This is a genomic window from Enterobacter sp. KB-221C9 (assembly GCF_041320715.1).
Lineage (GTDB): Bacteria > Pseudomonadota > Gammaproteobacteria > Enterobacterales > Enterobacteriaceae > Enterobacter > Enterobacter asburiae_D.
On record NZ_JBGIWG010000002.1, the window covers coordinates 88926 to 108536 of the forward strand.

At 54.0% G+C, this 19611-nt stretch carries 23 protein-coding genes; 11 read left to right on the forward strand and 12 right to left on the reverse strand.

Annotated features, from left to right (window positions below):
• The first annotated feature begins 525 nt into the window (after positions 1 to 525).
• From oppA to AB8846_RS02525, 6 genes are all read left to right on the forward strand, one after another.
• Entirely contained in the window at positions 526 to 2157 is a 1632-nt protein-coding gene (oppA, locus tag AB8846_RS02500) for an oligopeptide ABC transporter substrate-binding protein OppA (protein WP_063143901.1), read from the forward strand.
• Positions 2158 to 2241: 84 nt separating this feature from the next.
• A complete protein-coding gene (gene oppB / locus AB8846_RS02505; RefSeq protein WP_008502786.1) occupies positions 2242 to 3162 on the forward strand; it encodes an oligopeptide ABC transporter permease OppB in 921 nt (306 codons plus the stop codon).
• Positions 3163 to 3176: 14 nt separating this feature from the next.
• Positions 3177 to 4085, forward strand: coding sequence for an oligopeptide ABC transporter permease OppC (oppC, locus tag AB8846_RS02510; RefSeq protein ID WP_023312096.1), 909 nt, complete (start codon positions 3177 to 3179; stop codon positions 4083 to 4085).
• A gap of 11 nt (positions 4086 to 4096) precedes the next feature.
• A complete protein-coding gene (locus tag AB8846_RS02515) occupies positions 4097 to 5110 on the forward strand; it encodes an ABC transporter ATP-binding protein (protein ID WP_370731939.1) in 1014 nt (337 codons plus the stop codon).
• The gene (oppF, locus tag AB8846_RS02520) at positions 5107 to 6111 is read left to right on the forward strand and encodes a murein tripeptide/oligopeptide ABC transporter ATP-binding protein OppF (RefSeq protein WP_023335972.1); all 1005 of its coding nucleotides are present in this window, start codon (positions 5107 to 5109) and stop codon (positions 6109 to 6111) included. Before AB8846_RS02515 ends, oppF begins: the two co-directional genes overlap by 4 nt.
• 14 nt (positions 6112 to 6125) lie before the next feature.
• Positions 6126 to 6995, forward strand: coding sequence for an ion transporter (locus AB8846_RS02525; RefSeq protein WP_063143903.1), 870 nt, complete (start codon positions 6126 to 6128; stop codon positions 6993 to 6995).
• 31 nt (positions 6996 to 7026) lie between these two features.
• On the opposite strand, the gene AB8846_RS02530 is transcribed toward AB8846_RS02525, so the two are convergent.
• Positions 7027 to 7356: an HI1450 family dsDNA-mimic protein gene (locus AB8846_RS02530; RefSeq protein ID WP_006810881.1), complete on the reverse strand. Its 330-nt coding sequence runs from the start codon at positions 7354 to 7356 to the stop codon at positions 7027 to 7029.
• A 33-nt stretch (positions 7357 to 7389) separates the two neighbouring features.
• Entirely contained in the window at positions 7390 to 8850 is a 1461-nt protein-coding gene (gene cls / locus AB8846_RS02535) for a cardiolipin synthase (RefSeq protein WP_023335970.1), read from the reverse strand.
• A gap of 144 nt (positions 8851 to 8994) precedes the next feature.
• On the opposite strand from cls, the gene AB8846_RS02540 reads away from it, so the two are divergent.
• From AB8846_RS02540 to AB8846_RS02550, 3 genes are all read left to right on the forward strand, one after another.
• Positions 8995 to 9168 (forward strand): YciY family protein, encoded by a 174-nt coding sequence (locus AB8846_RS02540; protein ID WP_086379783.1) that lies wholly within the window; start codon positions 8995 to 8997, stop codon positions 9166 to 9168.
• A gap of 108 nt (positions 9169 to 9276) precedes the next feature.
• Entirely contained in the window at positions 9277 to 9912 is a 636-nt protein-coding gene (leuE, locus tag AB8846_RS02545; protein WP_023312092.1) for a leucine efflux protein LeuE, read from the forward strand.
• 93 nt (positions 9913 to 10005) lie between these two features.
• A complete protein-coding gene (locus AB8846_RS02550) occupies positions 10006 to 10971 on the forward strand; it encodes a GNAT family N-acetyltransferase (protein ID WP_370731940.1) in 966 nt (321 codons plus the stop codon).
• 29 nt (positions 10972 to 11000) lie between these two features.
• Here AB8846_RS02550 and AB8846_RS02555 read toward each other — a convergent pair whose 3' ends face one another.
• Positions 11001 to 11297 (reverse strand): YciI family protein, encoded by a 297-nt coding sequence (locus AB8846_RS02555; RefSeq protein ID WP_032656697.1) that lies wholly within the window; start codon positions 11295 to 11297, stop codon positions 11001 to 11003.
• A 220-nt stretch (positions 11298 to 11517) separates the two neighbouring features.
• Between AB8846_RS02555 and tonB the strand changes: the two genes are divergently transcribed.
• Complete coding sequence (gene tonB / locus AB8846_RS02560; RefSeq protein WP_370732126.1) at positions 11518 to 12240, forward strand: TonB system transport protein TonB; 723 nt, start codon at positions 11518 to 11520, stop codon at positions 12238 to 12240.
• A gap of 39 nt (positions 12241 to 12279) precedes the next feature.
• On the opposite strand, the gene yciA is transcribed toward tonB, so the two are convergent.
• The 4 genes from yciA to AB8846_RS02580 all read right to left on the reverse strand — a co-directional run bounded on the left by yciA (position 12280) and on the right by AB8846_RS02580 (position 14549).
• Positions 12280 to 12675 (reverse strand): acyl-CoA thioester hydrolase YciA, encoded by a 396-nt coding sequence (yciA, locus tag AB8846_RS02565; protein ID WP_023335966.1) that lies wholly within the window; start codon positions 12673 to 12675, stop codon positions 12280 to 12282.
• A gap of 104 nt (positions 12676 to 12779) precedes the next feature.
• Positions 12780 to 13319, reverse strand: a complete 540-nt coding sequence (locus AB8846_RS02570; protein ID WP_023312088.1) for a septation protein A — start codon at positions 13317 to 13319, stop codon at positions 12780 to 12782.
• A 56-nt stretch (positions 13320 to 13375) separates the two neighbouring features.
• On the reverse strand, positions 13376 to 14119 hold the full coding sequence (locus AB8846_RS02575; protein WP_063145431.1) for a YciC family protein: 744 nt from the start codon (positions 14117 to 14119) through the stop codon (positions 13376 to 13378).
• A 25-nt stretch (positions 14120 to 14144) separates the two neighbouring features.
• A complete protein-coding gene (locus AB8846_RS02580; RefSeq protein ID WP_063145430.1) occupies positions 14145 to 14549 on the reverse strand; it encodes a YkgJ family cysteine cluster protein in 405 nt (134 codons plus the stop codon).
• Positions 14550 to 14831: 282 nt separating this feature from the next.
• Between AB8846_RS02580 and ompW the strand changes: the two genes are divergently transcribed.
• Entirely contained in the window at positions 14832 to 15464 is a 633-nt protein-coding gene (ompW, locus tag AB8846_RS02585; protein ID WP_023312086.1) for an outer membrane protein OmpW, read from the forward strand.
• 46 nt (positions 15465 to 15510) lie between these two features.
• Here ompW and AB8846_RS02590 read toward each other — a convergent pair whose 3' ends face one another.
• The 5 genes from AB8846_RS02590 to trpB form a co-directional block, all read right to left on the reverse strand.
• On the reverse strand, positions 15511 to 15849 hold the full coding sequence (locus AB8846_RS02590) for a hypothetical protein (protein WP_370731941.1): 339 nt from the start codon (positions 15847 to 15849) through the stop codon (positions 15511 to 15513).
• 126 nt (positions 15850 to 15975) lie between these two features.
• The gene (gene yedF / locus AB8846_RS02595; RefSeq protein ID WP_003856774.1) at positions 15976 to 16209 is read right to left on the reverse strand and encodes a sulfurtransferase-like selenium metabolism protein YedF; all 234 of its coding nucleotides are present in this window, start codon (positions 16207 to 16209) and stop codon (positions 15976 to 15978) included.
• On the reverse strand, positions 16206 to 17417 hold the full coding sequence (gene yedE / locus AB8846_RS02600) for a selenium metabolism membrane protein YedE/FdhT (protein ID WP_370731942.1): 1212 nt from the start codon (positions 17415 to 17417) through the stop codon (positions 16206 to 16208). The genes yedF and yedE overlap by 4 nt, the downstream gene beginning before the upstream one ends.
• 181 nt (positions 17418 to 17598) lie before the next feature.
• Positions 17599 to 18408, reverse strand: coding sequence for a tryptophan synthase subunit alpha (trpA, locus tag AB8846_RS02605; protein ID WP_063145426.1), 810 nt, complete (start codon positions 18406 to 18408; stop codon positions 17599 to 17601).
• Positions 18408 to 19601: a tryptophan synthase subunit beta gene (gene trpB, locus AB8846_RS02610; protein WP_063145425.1), complete on the reverse strand. Its 1194-nt coding sequence runs from the start codon at positions 19599 to 19601 to the stop codon at positions 18408 to 18410. The genes trpA and trpB overlap by 1 nt, the downstream gene beginning before the upstream one ends.
• Positions 19602 to 19611: the final 10 nt, after the last annotated feature.

A 19611-nucleotide genomic window follows, 5' to 3' on the forward strand; every position in this document is an offset into this window, starting at 1 on the left:
TTCAACATTCCCCTAGATGAATGTGCTAAATAATAACCAGTTGTTAAATTTTTGTACAAAATCACTCGATGATAGCGCAGCGACGCGCTTGTAGAGAAAAATTTCTCTATCTTGTTGAATGCCATGCTTTTTAAGCGGTGTTCGATGTCCGGCAGGGCTGCCCTCAACGATGCGGTACTCACCGTAAAAGAGAATTGCTTAACAAATTTGCAAAATGTATTGGCGCGCGTTTACGCCATTTGATACTTTCCGGCCTAATATTTTGCAGCATAAAACAAGCAGATGAGAATTATTTTCATATGGTTCTCTTCTCAGATATCCAGCGCAGGTCTCAAACAGGGGAGGCCTGTAAAGAATCGACGCAAGACGGCCATACGAGCGGTCAGTAATAAAAAAGTCGGTGATAGCAAGCAGTAAAAGAAGAACCTGACAGCAGCAAAAAAAACTCCTGCGCTGTACAGGCCCCAACAGGGGATTACACAGCTGGCGAAGGCCAGTCATTATAATGAGTGGAGTACCAACACAATGTCCATCATCACAAAAAAAAATCTGGTAGCGGCGGGGATTTTAACTGCGCTAATCGCGGGCAACGCTGCAATGGCTGCGGACGTTCCTGCAGGTGTTCAACTGGCGGAGAAGCAGACGCTGGTGCGTAACAACGGTGCGGAAGTTCAGTCTCTCGACCCGCATAAAATTGAAGGTGTTCCTGAGTCTAACGTTAACCGCGACCTGTTCGAAGGCCTGCTGGTGACAGACGTAGACGGCCACCCGGCGCCGGGTGTGGCAGAAAAATGGGAAAACAAAGATTTCAAAGTCTGGACCTTCCATCTGCGTAAAGATGCGAAATGGTCCGACGGTACACCGGTTACAGCCGAAGATTTCGTTTATAGCTGGCAGCGTCTGGCGAATCCAACGACCGCCTCTCCGTATGCGAGCTACCTGCAATATGGCCACATCGCCAATATTGATGACATCATCGCGGGCAAAAAACCGATCACCGATCTGGGCGTAAAAGCGATCGATGCCAATACCTTCGAAGTGACGTTGAGCGAACCTGTTCCGTACTTCTATAAGCTGCTGGTTCACCCGTCCGTCTCCCCGGTTCCAAAATCTGCCGTGGAAAAATTTGGTGAAAAATGGACGCAGCCTGCCAACATCGTAACCAACGGTGCCTATAAGCTGAAAGACTGGGTGGTCAACGAACGTATGGTGCTTGACCGTAACCCGCAGTATTGGGATAACGCGAAAACCGTGATTGACCAGGTGACCTATCTGCCAATTTCGTCCGAAGTGACTGACGTTAACCGCTACCGCAGCGGTGAAATCGACATGACCTATAACAACATGCCGATTGAACTGTTCCAGAAACTGAAAAAAGAGATCCCTAAAGAAGTTCACGTCGATCCGTACCTGTGCACCTACTACTACGAAATCAACAACCAGAAAGCACCGTTCACCGACGTACGTGTACGTACTGCGCTGAAGCTGGCACTGGATCGCGATATCATCGTGAACAAAGTGAAAAACCAGGGCGACCTGCCGGCGTACAGCTATACCCCTCCATACACCGATGGCGCAAAACTGACCGAGCCAGACTGGTTCAAACAGACTCAGGAACAGCGTAACGCCGAAGCGAAGAAATTGCTGGCCGAAGCGGGCTACACCGCAGATAAGCCGCTGACCTTCAGCCTGCTGTACAACACCTCCGATCTGCACAAAAAACTGGCTATCGCCGTCGCCTCGATCTGGAAAAAGAACCTGGGCGCTAACGTGAAGCTTGAGAACCAGGAGTGGAAAACCTTCCTAGACAGCCGTCATCAGGGCACCTTTGACGTGGCGCGTGCTGGCTGGTGCGCGGACTATAACGAACCGACCTCCTTCCTGAACACCATGCTGAGCGACAGCTCGAACAACACCGCTCACTATAAGAGCCCGGCGTTCGACAAGCTGATTGGCGACACGCTGAAAACCACTGACGAAGCGCAGCGTAAAGAACTGTACTCTCAAGCCGAGCAGCAGCTGGATAAAGATTCCGCGATCGTTCCGGTTTACTACTACGTTAACGCCCGTCTGGTGAAACCGTGGGTAGGTGGGTATACCGGTAAAGACCCGATGGATAATATCTACGTTAAAAACTTGTATATTATCAAGCATTAATGGCAATGAGTGGGGCGGGCGTGCTCGCCCCACGGTGTCTAACCAACGTCACATAATATAGGCACACGCCAGAAGGTACGGGCAATGTTGAAATTTATCCTACGTCGCTGTCTTGAAGCGATTCCAACGCTATTTATTCTCATCACGATTTCCTTCTTCATGATGCGCCTTGCGCCGGGAAGTCCATTTACCGGTGAGCGTACGCTGCCGCCTGAAGTCATGGCGAATATCGAAGCGAAATACCACTTGAACGATCCTATCTCCACCCAGTACTTCAATTATCTGAAGCAATTGGCTCACGGCGATTTTGGACCGTCATTTAAATATAAAGACTATTCCGTTAACGACCTGGTCGCGTCCAGCTTCCCGGTTTCGGCTAAGTTGGGTGCTGCGGCATTCATTCTGGCCATCGTTTTCGGGGTCACCGCAGGCGTTATCGCCGCGCTCAGACAAAATACCAAATGGGATTATGCCGTAATGGGGGTGGCAATGACCGGGGTAGTAATACCCAGCTTCGTTGTCGCGCCATTACTGGTGATGATATTTGCCATCACGCTGAAGTGGCTGCCTGGCGGCGGCTGGAACGGCGGGGCATTGAAGTTCATGATTTTGCCGATGGTTGCATTATCTCTGGCGTACATCGCCAGTATCGCGCGTATCACCCGTGGTTCAATGATCGAAGTGTTGCACTCGAACTTCATTCGTACCGCGCGCGCGAAAGGGCTGCCTATGCGTCGGATTATCTTCCGCCACGCGCTCAAGCCGGCGCTGTTGCCCGTGCTCTCCTACATGGGGCCGGCATTCGTCGGGATCATAACCGGCTCTATGGTTATCGAAACAATCTACGGTCTGCCTGGCATTGGTCAGCTGTTCGTTAACGGCGCGCTCAACCGCGACTATTCGCTGGTACTGAGCCTGACGATTCTCGTCGGTGCGCTGACCATTCTCTTTAACGCAATCGTCGATGTGCTGTATGCCGTCATCGACCCGAAAATTCGTTACTAACGCTGGAGCACGCCATGATGTTGAGTAAGAAAAACAGCGAGGCGCTGGAAAACTTCAGTGAAAAACTGGAAGTAGAAGGTCGTAGCCTCTGGCAGGACGCGCGCCGTCGCTTTATGCACAACCGTGCAGCGGTTGCCAGTCTGGTTGTTCTGGTGATCATCGCGCTGTTTGTGACCCTGGCGCCGATGCTGTCGCAATTTACCTATTTCGACACCGACTGGGGCATGATGTCCAGCGCGCCGGATATGGAATCAGGCCACTATTTCGGCACGGACTCCTCGGGACGCGACCTGCTGGTGCGTGTCGCTATCGGTGGCCGTATCTCGCTGATGGTCGGTATTGCTGCCGCGCTGGTGGCGGTGATCGTGGGTACGCTCTACGGCTCACTTTCCGGCTATCTTGGCGGCAAAATAGACTCGGTAATGATGCGTCTGCTGGAAATCCTGAACTCCTTCCCGTTCATGTTCTTCGTCATCCTGCTGGTGACCTTCTTCGGCCAGAATATCCTGCTGATCTTCGTGGCCATCGGGATGGTGTCCTGGCTGGATATGGCGCGTATCGTTCGCGGCCAGACGCTGAGCCTCAAACGCAAAGAGTTTATCGAAGCCGCGCAGGTAGGCGGTGTATCTACCGGGAATATCGTGGTTCGCCATATCGTTCCTAACGTGCTGGGCGTGGTGGTGGTCTATGCCTCACTGCTGGTGCCAAGCATGATCCTGTTTGAATCTTTCCTGAGCTTCCTTGGTCTCGGTACACAAGAGCCACTGAGCAGCTGGGGCGCGCTGCTGAGCGATGGCGCAAACTCGATGGAAGTTTCACCGTGGCTGCTGCTTTATCCGGCGGGTTTCTTGGTCGTCACCCTGTTTTGTTTTAACTTTATCGGCGATGGCCTGCGTGATGCCCTCGACCCGAAAGACCGTTAAGGAGCGCCGTCATGACAATTATTGAAACGGCCACTGCGCCACAGGTGCAACAGCAGAACAATCTTCTGCTGGATGTGAAAGACCTCCGCGTGACCTTTAAAACGCCGGACGGGGATGTTACCGCCGTCAACGATCTCAACTTCAACCTGCGCGCGGGTGAAACGCTGGGGATCGTGGGGGAGTCCGGCTCCGGAAAATCCCAGACTGCCTTTGCGCTGATGGGCCTGCTGGCCTCTAACGGTGTGATTGGAGGCTCCGCTAAATTCAACGGTCGTGAAATCCTCAATCTGCCGGAAAACGAGCTGAACAAGCTGCGTGCCGAACAGATCTCGATGATTTTCCAGGATCCGATGACCTCGCTGAACCCGTACATGCGCGTCGGCGAGCAGCTGATGGAAGTCCTGATGTTGCACAAAGGCCTGGGCAAAGCGGAAGCCTTTGAAGAGTCGGTCAAAATGCTGGATGCGGTGAAAATGCCGGAGGCGCGTAAGCGTATGCGCATGTTCCCGCACGAGTTTTCTGGCGGTATGCGTCAGCGCGTGATGATTGCGATGGCGCTGCTGTGCCGGCCAAAGCTGCTGATTGCCGATGAACCTACCACCGCGCTGGACGTTACCGTTCAGGCGCAAATCATGACCCTGCTGAACGAGCTGAAGCGTGAGTTCAACACGGCGATTATCATGATCACCCACGACCTGGGCGTGGTGGCGGGCATCTGTGACAAAGTGCTGGTGATGTACGCCGGTCGTACCATGGAATACGGCAAAGCGCGCGATGTCTTCTATCAGCCTGCGCACCCGTACTCGATTGGTCTGTTGAATGCGGTACCGCGTCTGGATGCGGAAGGGGAATCTCTGCTCACGATTCCGGGCAACCCGCCAAACCTGCTGCGTCTGCCGAAAGGCTGCCCGTTCCAGCCGCGCTGCCCGCACGCGATGGAAATCTGCAACAGCGCTCCGCCGCTGGAAGAGTTTGCACCAGGCCGTCTGCGCGCCTGCTTTAAGCCGCAGGAGGAGCTGGTATGAACGCATTAGATGAAAAACGCAACGTGCTGCTCGAAATCGCTGACCTTAAAGTGCATTTCGATATCAAAGACGGCAAACAGTGGTTCTGGCAGCCGCCGAAGACCCTGAAAGCGGTGGATGGCGTCACGCTGCGCCTGTACGAAGGGGAAACCCTGGGCGTGGTCGGAGAGTCCGGCTGCGGTAAATCGACCTTCGCGCGAGCCATTATCGGTCTGGTAAAAGCTACCGACGGAAAAGTGGCCTGGCTGGGCAAAGATCTGCTGGGCATGAAACCCGACGAGTGGCGCGCGGTGCGCAGCGATATCCAGATGATTTTCCAGGATCCGCTGGCATCACTTAACCCGCGTATGACCATCGGCGAGATTATTGCCGAGCCGCTGCGGACCTATCATCCGAAGATGTCTCGTCAGGAAGTGCGCGATCGCGTTAAGGCGATGATGATGAAAGTCGGCCTGCTGCCTAACCTCATCAACCGCTATCCGCATGAATTCTCCGGCGGTCAGTGCCAGCGTATTGGTATTGCCCGTGCGCTGATCCTCGAACCGAAGCTGATTATCTGCGATGAGCCGGTTTCCGCGCTGGACGTCTCCATCCAGGCGCAGGTGGTTAACCTGCTGCAGAAACTGCAGCGTGAAATGGGGCTGTCGCTGATCTTCATCGCGCATGACCTGGCCGTGGTGAAACACATCTCTGACCGCGTGCTGGTGATGTACCTGGGTCATGCCGTGGAGCTGGGCACCTATGACGAGGTGTACCATAATCCATTGCACCCATACACCAGAGCGCTGATGTCCGCGGTGCCGATCCCCGATCCCGATCTGGAGAAAAATAAAACCATCCAGCTTCTGGAAGGGGAATTACCCTCACCGATTAACCCGCCGTCGGGCTGCGTCTTCCGCACGCGCTGTCCGATGGCCGGGCCGGAATGTGCAAAAACGCGACCGGTTCTCGAAGGCAGTTTCCGACATGCGGTTTCCTGCCTGAAAGTAGACCCGTTATAATCGCAAGGGCTGACATGATGTCAGCCCTTATTTTTTGCGAGGTTACTGTGTCGCGTTTATTCACGTCAGCCCGTCGGCGGCTATATCATTTTTTATTCGATCCTGAAACGGTTTCCGGGCGACGCTTCGAAGGTCTTTGCGGTTTATTTGCGCTCCTCAGCGTGGTTGTCATCTTTATTGAATCGGGTGCCGGGACGCAATACCACCTGACGTTTGACGAATGGCATATCTTTGTCTGGCTTGAGCTGGCGATTACCCTGGTCTTCACCGCCGAATATCTCCTCCGGGTAATAGCCTGGCCCAACCCGGCCAGATATGTTTTCAGCTTCTGGGGATTTATCGATTTAGCCACCATCCTGCCGCTCTACGTGATGTGGCTTTGGCCGGAGATTAGTCTGAGCTATGTCTTTGCCTGGCGAGCGATGCGCGTGATTCGGGTATTACGTATTCTGAAATTACTGCGTTTTATGCCGTCACTGCGCATATTCTGGAGTGCGATCGTCAGCGCCCGGCATCAGCTAATTCTGTTCTATTCGTTTATTGCCATCGTCATGATTGTTTTTGGCGCGCTGATGTATTTAATAGAAGGGCCCAAATATGGCTTTACGACGCTGAATGCGTCCGTCTACTGGGCGATTGTAACCGTCACTACCGTGGGCTACGGAGATATCACGCCCCATACGCCGCTGGGGCGTATCGTTGCGTCAGTGCTGATTTTGATTGGCTATTCGGTGATTGCGATCCCGACAGGACTGATTACCACACACATGAGCAGTGCATTTCAGAGCCGCAAGCAGCAGCGCAAGTGTCCTCATTGCCAGCAGGGCGAACATGAACACAGCGCGCGGTTTTGTTACCGCTGCGGCAGTGAATTGCCGGAGTAAATAAAAAAGGCTGCAATCGCAGCCTTTTTTATTATTCGCGCCAGAGTATATGGCACAGCTTATGGTCTTTCTCACGACACAGCAGGACGCGCGCGAAGATATCGTTAATTTCGCCGCCGTCTTCATCGGCCAGCCCAATCACCACTTCGGCAAAGAAGTCAGGATTAAGGTCGAAATCCACATGCTCAGCCCAGTCTTCTGAAGGGTCGAACAATTCAGCGCCGCCGCGCTCTTCGAACTGCAGATTAAAGAGGATCACGTCTGCGGGATCGAGGTTATCAACCGCCAGTTCGAGAAAAATGTCATAGGCCTGCTCGAGCGTTTCGTCTTCGGTCAGGCGATTGTTCAGATCCATTTCCATGATGACTACCTGTTTAACATCGTTGGGCACGTTTTACAGCAACGGACTAAAGAAGTAAAACAGTCGTTCGGCAATTCTCTGCCACAGCGGACGTTTTACCCACAGTCTGGCATCCAGCAGCCGCGAGCGGGAGATATAATCATCCTGCACCGCGGCGAGATCGCCGCCAAAGCCGGCATCATCAATGACCAGCGTAATTTCAAAGTTCAGCCACAGGCTACGCATATCCAGGTTGACCGTTCCCACCAGGCTCAGTTCACCGTCGACGAGAACGCTCTTGGTGTGGAGTAATCCGCCTTCAAACTGGTAAATTTTCACCCCAGCGGCCAGCAGTTCGCTAAAGAATGCCCGGCTGGCCCAGCCTACCAGTAGGGAGTCATTTTTGCGCGGCAAAATGATGCTCACATCGACGCCGCGCTGCGCGGCGGTACAGATCGCGTGCAGGAGGTCGTCGCTGGGGACAAAATAGGGCGTCGTCATGATCAGGTATTCACGCGCTGAGTAGGTTGCCGTCAGCAGGGCCTGATGAATTAAGTCCTCAGGGAAGCCCGGTCCGGAAGCAATGGTATGAATGGTGTGACCGCTGGCCTCTTCAAACGGCATAATATTGCCGTCCGGCGGCGGAGGCAGGATACGCTTGCCGGTTTCAATCTCCCAGTCGCAGGAATACACGATGCCCATCGAGGTGGCAATCGGCCCCTCCATTCGCGCCATCAAATCAACCCATTGGCCTACGCCCGAGTCCTGTTTAAAGAAGCGCGGGTCAACCATGTTCATGCTGCCGGTGTAGGCAATATAGTTATCGATCATGATCATTTTGCGATGCTGGCGGAGATCCATTCGGCGCAGAAACACGCGCAGGAGGTTTACCTTCAACGCTTCAACCACTTCGATCCCGGCATTGCGCATCATGCCCGCCCACGGGCTGCGGAAAAACGCCACGCTGCCCGCGGAATCAAGCATCAGACGGCAGTGAATGCCGCGTCGCGCGGCGGCCATCAGCGATTCAGCAACCTGGTCAGCCATTCCTCCGGGCTGCCAGATATAAAAAACCATCTCGATATTATGACGAGCCAGTTGGATATCGCGGATTAACGCCTGCATGACGTCGTCGGATGAGGTCAGCAGCTGTAGTTGATTGCCCTTAACACCGCCAATCCCCTGACGGCGCTCGCACAGCTTAAACAGTGACGAGGCGACGCTGCTGTTCTCCTCGGCAAAGATATGCTTGCAGGCTTTAAGGTCGTGGAGCCACTTCGCGGTTGAGGGCCACATGGCACGGGCCCGCTCGGCGCGGCGTTTACCCAGATGAAGCTCGCCGAAAGAGAGATAGGCAATAATTCCCACCAGCGGGAGGATGTAGATTATCAGAAGCCAGGCCATGGCAGAGGGTACGGCTCTGCGCTTCATCAGGATGCGTAATGTCACACCCGCGATTAACAGCCAGTATCCCAAAATGACCAGCCAACTCACCACGGTGTAGAAGGTTGTCATAGGTAAAAAAATCCTTTTGAAAGCGTATTGTTATGAGTGTACGCATCAGGATTCATCTGGCAAATAAAAACGCCAGGTAAAAGCGCTGGTTTGCTGCCGGGTTGGGTTTATAATGGCGATTCTGTTAGTGAAAGAGTTGTAGACATGAAGCGCAGTAGAACAGAAGTAGGGCGCTGGCGCATGTTGCGACAGGTGAGTCGTCGCAAGGCTCGTTGGCTGGAAGCACAATCCCGCCGCAATATGCGTATTCACGCCATCAGAAAATGTGGATTGACCAGGCACCGCAATGCGTTGCTGTTCGCAGTCCAGGATATCTGAAACCATGAGGGCACCGTAATGGTGCCCGCTGATTTTATAGCGTCTGATTTTTTGGGAATAGCGTATTTGCAGCGTTGTTCCTGTTGCGTTTAGCAAAAGGAGGGAGAAGTGTTTGCGGAGTTTGGCGTACTGAATTTCTGGACGTATGTTGTTGGCGCGTTTTTTATCGTGCTGGTGCCAGGGCCGAATACCCTGTTTGTGCTCAAAACCGGGATCGGTCACGGCGTTAAAAAAGGGTATCTCGCCGCCACAGGCGTATTTATCGGCGATGCGGTGCTGATGTTTCTGGCATGGGCGGGCGTCGCGGCATTAATTCAGACTACGCCGGTACTGTTCAATATCGTGCGCTATCTCGGGGCCTTCTACCTGCTCTGGCTGGGGGGCAAAATGCTCTGGTCGGTGGTGAACCGTCAAAAAAACGCTCATGAGAGCGGGCCTGAACCGGCCAGTATGATCATGAAACGTTCGCTGGTGTTAAGCCTGACCAACCCCAAAGCGATTCTGTTCTACGTATCGTTCTTCGTTCAGTTCATTGACGTGAATGCACAGAGTACCGGCACTTCTTTCCTGATCCTCGCGACGACGCTGGAGTTAATAAGCTTCATGTACATGAGCTTCCTGATCTTCTCCGGCGCGTTTGTGACGCGTTATCTGAAAACGAAAAAGAAACTGGCAAAGCTGGGGAACGGTCTGATAGGGCTGCTGTTTGTCGGGTTTGCGGCGAGGTTGGCGTCGCTGCATTGATGTATGAAAGGCTCCTGAGGGAGCCTTTTTTATTATGTTTGACAACCTCTCATCATTTAGTTGTATAGTACAACTAAATGATGAGGACAGAACATGCACAGCGAAACCCCGGTAGTCAGTGTTATTCGACGTTCCTCGCGCCTGATGGTGCGAGAGTTAGGTTTTATGGCCTCGACCCTGGCCTCAACAAATTACTCGCCTTCGGCCGTCCATACCCTGGTCGAAATAGCCCTACGCAAAGAGATGACGGCGAGTCAGCTGGTGCAGCTGCTGGGCCTGGAAAAGTCCAGCGTCAGCCGGATGCTGGCTCGCCTGATTGCCGCGGGTGAACTCGAGGAGGTGACTTCACCTGAAGATGCGAGAGCGAAGAGCCTCAGGCTGACCGCGAAAGGTCATGAGACGGTCAGTAAAATTAATACCTTTAGCAATGAGCGCGTGGTCTCAGCAATAAAGCGTCTTGCTCCTGCCCAACAGCAGACCATTTCTGAGGGACTCTCCCTTTATGCCAACGCGCTGCTGGCGTGCCGTGAGACGTCCAACGACACGCGCCCCGACGAGCTCACGGTAGTGCAGGGGTACATTCCCGGGATGATTGGCCGTATCGCGGAGATGCACGGGGTCTATTACGCGCGCGAGCATCATTTTGGCCGCTTTTTTGAGGCCAAAGTGGCTACAGGGGTTGCAGAATTTAGTGAGCGGTTGGATAAACCGTTCAACCAGATCTGGCTGGCGGTGATGAACGGCAGGATAGTGGGATCGGTGGCGATAGATGGCGAGGATTTAGCGCCGGGTGAAGCCCACCTTCGCTGGTTTATTCTTGACGATGGCTGCCGGGGGCACGGGGTGGGGAAAAAACTGCTGACCGAAGCGATGCGCTTTTGCGACAGCGTTGGTTTTTCTGCCGTGCATCTCTGGACATTCAATAAGCTGACCGCCGCCCGGCGTCTGTACGAGTCGTTTGGGTTTACGCTGGTAAAAGAGTGGGAAGGCGACCAGTGGGGAAGCCTGATTACAGAGCAGCAGTTTACCCGGCATAGAGACGCATTACCGCCGCGATAAAAAAGGCTCCTTTCGGAGCCGCTTTGGTATCAGAACACTTTCTTATACGGTCGAACCGTCACTTTCGCATACACACCTGCTGCGACATACGGATCTGCGTCAGCCCATGCCTGAGCGGTTTCCTGAGATTCAAACTCAGCAATCACGGTGGAACCGGCAAAACCGGCGGCGCCCGGATCGTTGCTGTCTACTGCGGGCATTGGGCCGGCGGTCAGTAATCGGCCCTCATCCTGGAGCAGCTGCAAACGTGCCAGATGTGCAGGGCGCACAGCCTGGCGTTTTTCGAGCGAATCAGCAACATCTTCAGAGTAAATCACGTAAAACACGGCGAAGCTCCTTAACCGGTAAAAGTGTCAGTTACGTTATGTGAAAGGGCAAACGACTGCAATGTAAAATAAAAACAATGTTAATACCCTGATCTGAATGCGCCTTTTTTGGCCTCTCATGCGCTAAAGTTGCGCCAGAACAAAGTGTCTTATTGAATATGATTGCTATTTGCATTTAAAATCAGTGTTCGGTTTTTTAACGTTGATGATTATGACTTCGATGACCCTTGATTTACCTCGCCGCTTTCCCTGGCCGACGCTGCTTTCCGTCGTGATTCACGGTGCTGTTGTGGCGGGCTTGCTGTATACCTCGGTTCATCAGGTTATTGAAATGCCCGCGCCCGCGCAGCCGATTTCGGTGACGATGGTCTCGCCAGCGGATCTCGAACCGCCGCAGGTTGCCCCTCCGCCGCCGCAGCCGGTAGCTGAACCTGAGCCAGAACCCGAGCCCATTCCGGAGCCACCGAAGGAAGCGCCGGTGGTGATCCACAAGCCTGAACCGAAGCCTAAACCTAAGCCGAAGCCAAAACCGGTGAAGAAGGTCGAGGAGCGTCCAAAACGCGAAGAACGTCCGGTCGAACCGCGCGCGACCCAGACTGTCGAGAATGCGGTGCCTTCGCGTCCAGTGATGAATAACACCGCGACGGCGCCTAAGCCTACAGTCAGTGCCCCAGCGGGCCCGCGCGCGCTGAGTCGCAACCAGCCTCAGTATCCGGCGCGTGCTCAGGCCTTACGTATTGAAGGCCGCGTACGGGTTAAATTTGACGTCACTGCGGATGGCCGCGTGGATAACGTGGAAATCTTGTCGGCTCAACCTTCTAATATGTTTGAGCGTGAAGTGAAATCGGCGATGCGCAGATGGCGCTATGAAGCCGGAAAACCGGGCAGCGGACTGATTGTGAATATTGTTTTCCGCCTGAACGGCGGGGCGCAGATGGAATAAAAAAAAGCCTCCTGATGGAGGCTTTTTTATGCCTGTCGATCAGGCCTGCGGAAGTTGACGAGGTTTACCCTCGCTATCCACGGCGACATAAATAAACAGCGCTTCGGTGGCCTTATAACGCTGCCCAATAGGTTCGGAAGAGACTTTCTTAACCCATACTTCAATGTTGATTGAAATAGAGGTGTTGCCGCGTTTGACGCAGCGCGCGTAGCAGCAAACGACATCTCCCACCGCAACCGGGCGCAGGAAGGTCATGCCGTCCACTCGCACAGTCACCACGCGCCCGTGGGCAATCTCTTTTGCCAGAATTGCGCCGCCCATATCCATCTGCGACATCAGCCAGCCGCCAAAAATATCGCCATTGGCATTGGTGTCAGCGGGCATTGCCAGTGTGCGTAAAACCAGTTCGCCCTGCGGGGCGTTATTTGTTGTCATTGTTTTAACTCGTAACGGAAGACTTCAGGCGGGATGCTACTATGATTTCACAGCGGAGAGAATAGACCAGAACGCCTGTCGCTGACGTTCTGGTCAGTCATTAATCAGTGCTTATCGTCCTGCGGCATGTGGCGATAGATGTATACGCCGCTTAACAGCGTGAAGATAAGCGTCAGCGCGGTCAGGCCGAAGACCTTGAAGTTGACCCAGATATTCTGCGGCAGCCAGAAGGCGATATAGATATTGGCAAGACCACAGAGAATAAAGAAGACCGCCCAGGCGATATTCAGGCGGGACCAGACTTCCTGAGGCAGCGTTAGCTCTTTGCCCAGCATGCGCTGGATCAGCGGCTTTTTCATGACCCACTGGCTAATTAGCAATGCGCCCGCAAACAACGCGTAAATAACGGTCACTTTCCACTTAATAAATTCATCATTGTGGAAGAACAGCGTAAGCCCGCCGAACACGGCGACCAGGACGAACGTTATCAGCGCCATTTTTTCGACTTTACGATAGCGAACCCAGCTGTAGATCAGGACAACGGCGGTCGCAACGATCAGCGCAGTGGTCGCGGCATAAATGTCATACAGCTTATAAAAAGCAAAAAAGACCACGAGCGGTAAAAAATCAAGAAACTGCTTCATTCTGTGATTCCATCTTCTGAACGGGGCGGGAGACAGCACTGCCCCCCGTCTCAGGATTACTGACGAATTAACATATACAGGCGGAACAGATAGACCAGCAGTACCGCTGAAATCAGGTTGCTCAGCGTATTCGCCACTACCGCGCCAACATTGGGCGTTAATACCGCAAAATTCGGTGCAAACAGCAGCAGGAGCGTTTTGGCGAGCAGCCAGCCGATCACGGCGGGCGCTACCAGACGCATATTAGCCCATGCCAGTCTGATGCTGCTGCGCATTGCGGTAAAAATCCCCATCTTTTCCTGCACGACCATCACAGGCGCAAATGAGAGCACGATAGCCAATAATACGCCCGGCACCACGACCAGCATAATCCCCATTTGCACCAGCATGGTGGTTAAAAAGATCAGGATAAACAGCTTAGGTAGGACTGGCGCACTGGCACCAATCGCCCGTAAGGCGCTGACCCGGTGACCCGCCGATACCAGCTGAATCATCAGCAAAACGCCGCCCGCCAGAACCGCATTACCAATCAGGCCTGAGAACGTGGATGCGGCAGACGCCCGCAGCAGAATTTGCTGCTGCTCCGGCGTCATGTTTTGCACCAGTTCAAATAGCCCCACGCTTCCGGCAAGGTGGTCACCCTGGCTCAGGCTGGCAATCTGTTCATCACTCGGTGAGAAGGCATGGCCCAGCACCACCGTGATAAAGGCACATAACAACGCGATCAGTAAAAAGGTTATGAACTGATTGCGGAAAAAGTTTCCCGTGTCACGGTAGACAGACTTCGCCGTGATAGACATGCACTCTCCTTGAGTATTGCAGGTGTTAATTAGCCGGCAATTGTACACCGGATGCAGCTGCTGTGGCAGCATCAAGGCTTGTATGGAAAAGCATATCTTTGTAAAGCGGCGGTAATCCAACGCGCGCCCGGGCGCGATTGCAGGCTTCGTTGACCTGCCCATCCTCCCCCGACATGGCAAATTCCCGGCACGGGCTGGGCCGATCCTCATAGATGGAACACCGGGTAGAGACCCCGGGCTCACCCTGTAGCGCGACGCAGCGCACCTGCTTTTGGTTTGTGCCGCTCATGCAGCGTAGAAAAGGCGTTAGCGGCTCTGTGAGATGAACCGGAACGGCACCGCCGCCATCGCTGGCTTCGGCCCAGTAGAAAGAGACTCGAAAATACGCACAACAGGCTCCGCACGTCATGCACGGGTTGATATCACTCATGGCACACCTGCTAAAGAAGAACGCATCAAATCAACTTGTAAGAGCGATAAATTATCCAGCCGCCTGAGGAAGAGCAAGAGGGGGGAAAGGGAAAATTTTGTAACTGTGAAATGCCAAAAATTGACATGGAAACAACTTATCGCTTTTGGATGCGTAACAAAAAATTAATCCAGATCAATGAATGTTAAGTTACTGGTTTTAATGTGATCTGTAGCAGATCACTTATTACTCATTTATGAGTATATTCTCACCCGCTATTAAAACCACAACGATGGAGCGGATATGAAAAAATTAGCGGTGGCAGCCCTTGTATTAAGCAGTCTCTCTGGCGGCGCGTATGCGCATGAAGCAGGCGAATTCTTTATTCGTGCCGGTTCGGCTACGGTTCGCCCAACTGAAGGATCCGATAACGTGCTGGGTATGGGCGGTTTTAACGTCAGTAATAACACCCAGTTAGGGTTAACCTTTACTTATATGGCGACGGAAAACGTGGGTGTTGAGCTTCTGGCTGCAACGCCGTTCCGTCATCGCGTGGGTCTGGGCGCAACCGGTGATATCGCTACGGTTCACCATTTACCGCCAACGCTGATGGCGCAATGGTATTTTGGCGATGCCAGCAGTAAGGTGCGTCCTTATATTGGTGCCGGCGTGAACTACACCACCTTCTTTGACGAGAAGTTTAACGATACCGGTAAAGAGGCCGGTCTGACTGACCTTAGCCTGAAAGATTCATGGGGTATGGCGGGGCAGGTAGGGCTGGATTATCTGATTAACCGCGACTGGCTGATCAACGCCTCGGTCTGGTATATGGATATTGATACGGACGTACGCTTCAAGGCGGGCGGTCAGCAGCAGAGTATCAATACTCGCCTGGATCCGTGGGTGTTTATGTTCTCTGCGGGTTATCGTTTCTGATCCGCCGTCAAACTGGCCACAGGGTGGCCAGTTTGCTTTGCTCACATCAAAACGACGGATAAACCGGCCGCTCATCAAGCTTTTCGCAGTGCCTCAGGATCTTTTCCCCATCATATAAATAGCTGAAAGCGTCGCTGGACAGGGAATGGAAAAGAACATCGCCGTTGGCAAACGGGATAATTTCGGTATCACCAGCACGTTTATGTCCCGCACCGGTTTCAAAATGACCGTGCCATCGTTCCTGGGTATGGTCGTAAACGTGCAGAATGACCTCGACAAGTCCTCTTTGCGGACAATTAAGGCGCAGGAAGGTAGAAGAGAAATTCAGGGACAGCGCATGGAAGGGAATCAATAAGGCGAAAACCAGTAAAGCTCGTAAATACATCAAACCGCGAAAACCTCCTTCAAAAGGGAAATGAGATTTTACTTAAGTCAAAAATTGCGTTTTTGCCGTGGATCAAGATGTCTTATAATTCAATACGATAAAGGCCCCTGACGAGGCCCGTAGCGATCACTTCTGAATCAAATAGCGAATGGTCGGGCCATCCTGCTGGATATCCAGCACCGTGTAGCCGTGGTTTTTCGCATCCAGCGGAATGTTGTTAATGGACTGCGGGCAGTCGCTGACCACTTCCAGAATTTCACCTTTCTTGAGCTGCGGTAGCGCTTCAAGCGTGGCAACAGCCGGATAAGGGCAGGGTTCACCAACCATATCCAGACGGTAATCGGGCACGATCTCTTTCATACAGCATTCTCCTGGGTTTCTGTTTTAACACTCGCACGTCGGAAGAAGCGTTTCTCCTGCGCGACAACCAGTAAAAAAGCGACCAGCAGCAGGGCGTAGGTGACGAGCAGGCCGCCGAGAGGCCCGAAGGTGTTTAGCAGATTAACCTTGTCCCAGCTGGTGGCCAGGACGGGAGACAAGTCATCCCAGTAGTACGCCAGGATCGTAGAGCCAATCACATTTCCCAGACCCACCCACCAGTAATGCACCTGGCCTTCAACGGCGCGATACATCCAGCCGGTTTCACACCCGCCAGCCAGTACGATCCCGAAGCCGAACAGCAGGCCGCCAATGACCGCGTTAGGACCGGCCCACATGATTTTCGGTTCGACGCCTAGCTGAACATAGCTGAAGATGCCGATGGCGCTGACCGCCATCCCGGCGATAATCGCCTTCGCCATCATCGTCCGGCCGGTGATCCACATATCGCGAAACGCGGAGGTAAAGCAAATCTGCGCGCGTTCAATGAGCAGACCAAAACCCACGCCGAACAGCATCGCCAGGCCGAGTTTGGGCTGGTTCATCGCCGTGCACATTGCCCAGGCGACCATCGCAAAAAAGACCAGCATGCCGAGACGGAAACGGCGGCGTGCCTGTGAGGGTTTCTGGGTTAACGGAGACGCGCCGGTCACCTTGACCATTTTAACGGGGATCCGGAACAGCGGCAGAAGGGTGAATTTTGCACCAAAGTAAGAGCCGATGGCCGTGGCGACAGCAAAGAACCAGGCGTGAAGTGAAAACTGAGGAATACCCGTAAAGAAAGCGGCCAGGTTACAGCCCATCGCCAGACGGGCCCCAAACCCGGCAATGATACCGCCGATCACCGCCTGCATAATGCGAATACGGCTTTTGGGCATACGCAACTTAACGTTGTTTGCCCACAGCGCCGCCGCGAAACAGCCGCCGAACATGCCGATGATCATCATCCCGTCGATGCGGGTGAGCGGTGTGCCGTCCAGATGAATAAGTTTAAAGTACCCCCACTCTTCGGCATGCACGCCTGCGAGCTGCAGCAGCTGCCCACCCCAGCGGGTAAACTCGCCGGTCACCGCCCAGAAGGTACCGGTAATGCCAAAATAATAGGTAGAGAGAATGCCTGCCGCGATAACGGCCGGAACAGGTGACCAGAACTTAACCAGGTAAGTCTGTTTGAAGAATTGCCATGACATGAATAAGCCTCTGAACTCAGAAGGATTAAAGATAAAAAAGAGTCCAGATCATACGCTTACATAGCAGTTTGAAAAGTCATTCACACCGAAAATATCGAAAGGATCAATTTTGACGTAATCCTTTGTTGAGGGTGGGGAAGAAAGGGTAACCGTCTGGCAGGGATGCCAGACGGTGAAGGGATTATGCTTTACGCGTCGCCGCTTTCATTGCGGTCACAAACGCTTTCAGCTCGGCCAGCATCTGCTCGGGCTTGTCCACGTTCTTCTCAATGATCTTCACAATCGCAGAGCCGGAAATGGCACCTGCCGCCTTCGCGTCAACCGCCGCGGCGACCTGATCCGGAGAGGAGATCCCGAAGCCCTGCAGCGGCGGTGCGGCATGGTACTCGGCCAGCTTCTCCACCAGGTGATGCAGCGGCAGTGCGGCTTTATTCTCGGCACCGGTCACGCCAGCGCGTGAGAGCAGATAGGTATACCCGCGCCCGTAAGAAGCAATCTGGCGCAGCAGTTCGTCATCAGCGTTCGGTGGGCAGATGAAAATCGGGGCGACGTTGTGGCGCATCGCCGCCTGACGGAATGGCGCAGACTCCTCAACCGGCACGTCTGCCACCAGAACGGAGTCGACGCCCACGCGAGCGCACTCGGCGTAAAACTCATCGATACCGCGGTTGAACACCAGGTTGGCGTACATCAGCAGGCCAATCGGAATGGTAGGATGCTTCTGGCGGATCGCCGCCAGCATCTCGAAGCACTGGGTCGGCGTCACGCCGGAGGCAAATGCGCGCAGCGTCGCGTTCTGGATGGTCGGGCCATCCGCCAGCGGGTCAGAGAACGGAATACCCAGCTCCAGCGCGTCGGCACCGGCTTCAATCAGGGTGTCGATAATCTTCAGCGACTGTTCCGGGCCCGGATCGCCCAGGGTGACGAAGGGAACGAACGCGCCTTCCTGGCGGGATTTCAGCTCTGCAAATACGTTATCGTAGCGTTCCATCAGATTTCCCCTCGTGCTTTCAGAATATCGTGAACGGTGAAGATATCTTTGTCACCGCGGCCGGAAAGGTTCACCACCAGCAGCTGTTCTTTTTCCGGGTTTTCTTTAATCATTTTCAGCGCATGCGCCAGCGCGTGCGAAGACTCCAGCGCCGGGATGATCCCTTCGCTGCGGCACAGCGTTTTAAAGGCTTCCAGCGCTTCGTCATCGGTAATGGAGACATAGTCCGCGCGTCCGATACTGTTCAGGAACGCATGCTGTGGTCCAACGGACGGGAAGTCGAGGCCGGCAGAAATAGAGTAAGACTCTTCAATCTGGCCCTCATCGGTTTGCATCATCGGGGATTTCATACCGAAGTAGATCCCCACGCGGCCATGCTTCAGCGGCGCGCCGTGTTCACCCGATTCAATGCCGTGACCGGCAGGCTCGACGCCAATCAGACCCACGCTGGTGTCGTCGATAAAGTCTGCGAACATGCCGATGGCGTTAGACCCGCCGCCAACGCAGGCGATAACCGCATCCGGCAGGCGACCCTCTTTTTCCAAGATCTGCGCTTTGGTCTCTTCACCGATCATGCGCTGGAATTCGCGCACGATAGTCGGGAACGGGTGCGGGCCCGCCGCGGTACCGAGCATATAGTGTGCGGTTTCATAGCTGCCAGACCAGTCGCGCAGCGCTTCGTTACAGGCATCCTTCAGCGTCGCGGAGCCGCTGTGCACCGGGATCACTTCCGCCCCCATCAGACGCATGCGGAAGACGTTCGGAGACTGACGCTCAACGTCTTTCGCCCCCATATAGATGCGGCATTTCAGGCCGAGCAGGGCGCTGGCAAGCGCAGAGGCCACGCCGTGCTGACCTGCGCCGGTTTCGGCGATGATTTCGGTTTTACCCATACGCTTCGCGAGCAGCGCCTGGCCCAGCACCTGGTTAGTTTTATGCGCGCCGCCGTGCAGCAGGTCTTCACGCTTCAGATACAGCGTGGTTTTGGTGCCTTCCGTCAGATTGCGGCATTTGGTCAGCGCGGTCGGACGACCGGCGTAATTTTTCAGCAGGTCGGTAAATTCCGCCTGAAACGCTGGATCTTTCTGCGCGCTGACAAACGCTTCTTCCAGCTGGCGCAGCGCGGGCATCAGGATTTGCGGGACGTACATCCCGCCGAACTCACCAAAATACGGGTTAAGTAATGTCGTCATCTTCTCTTCC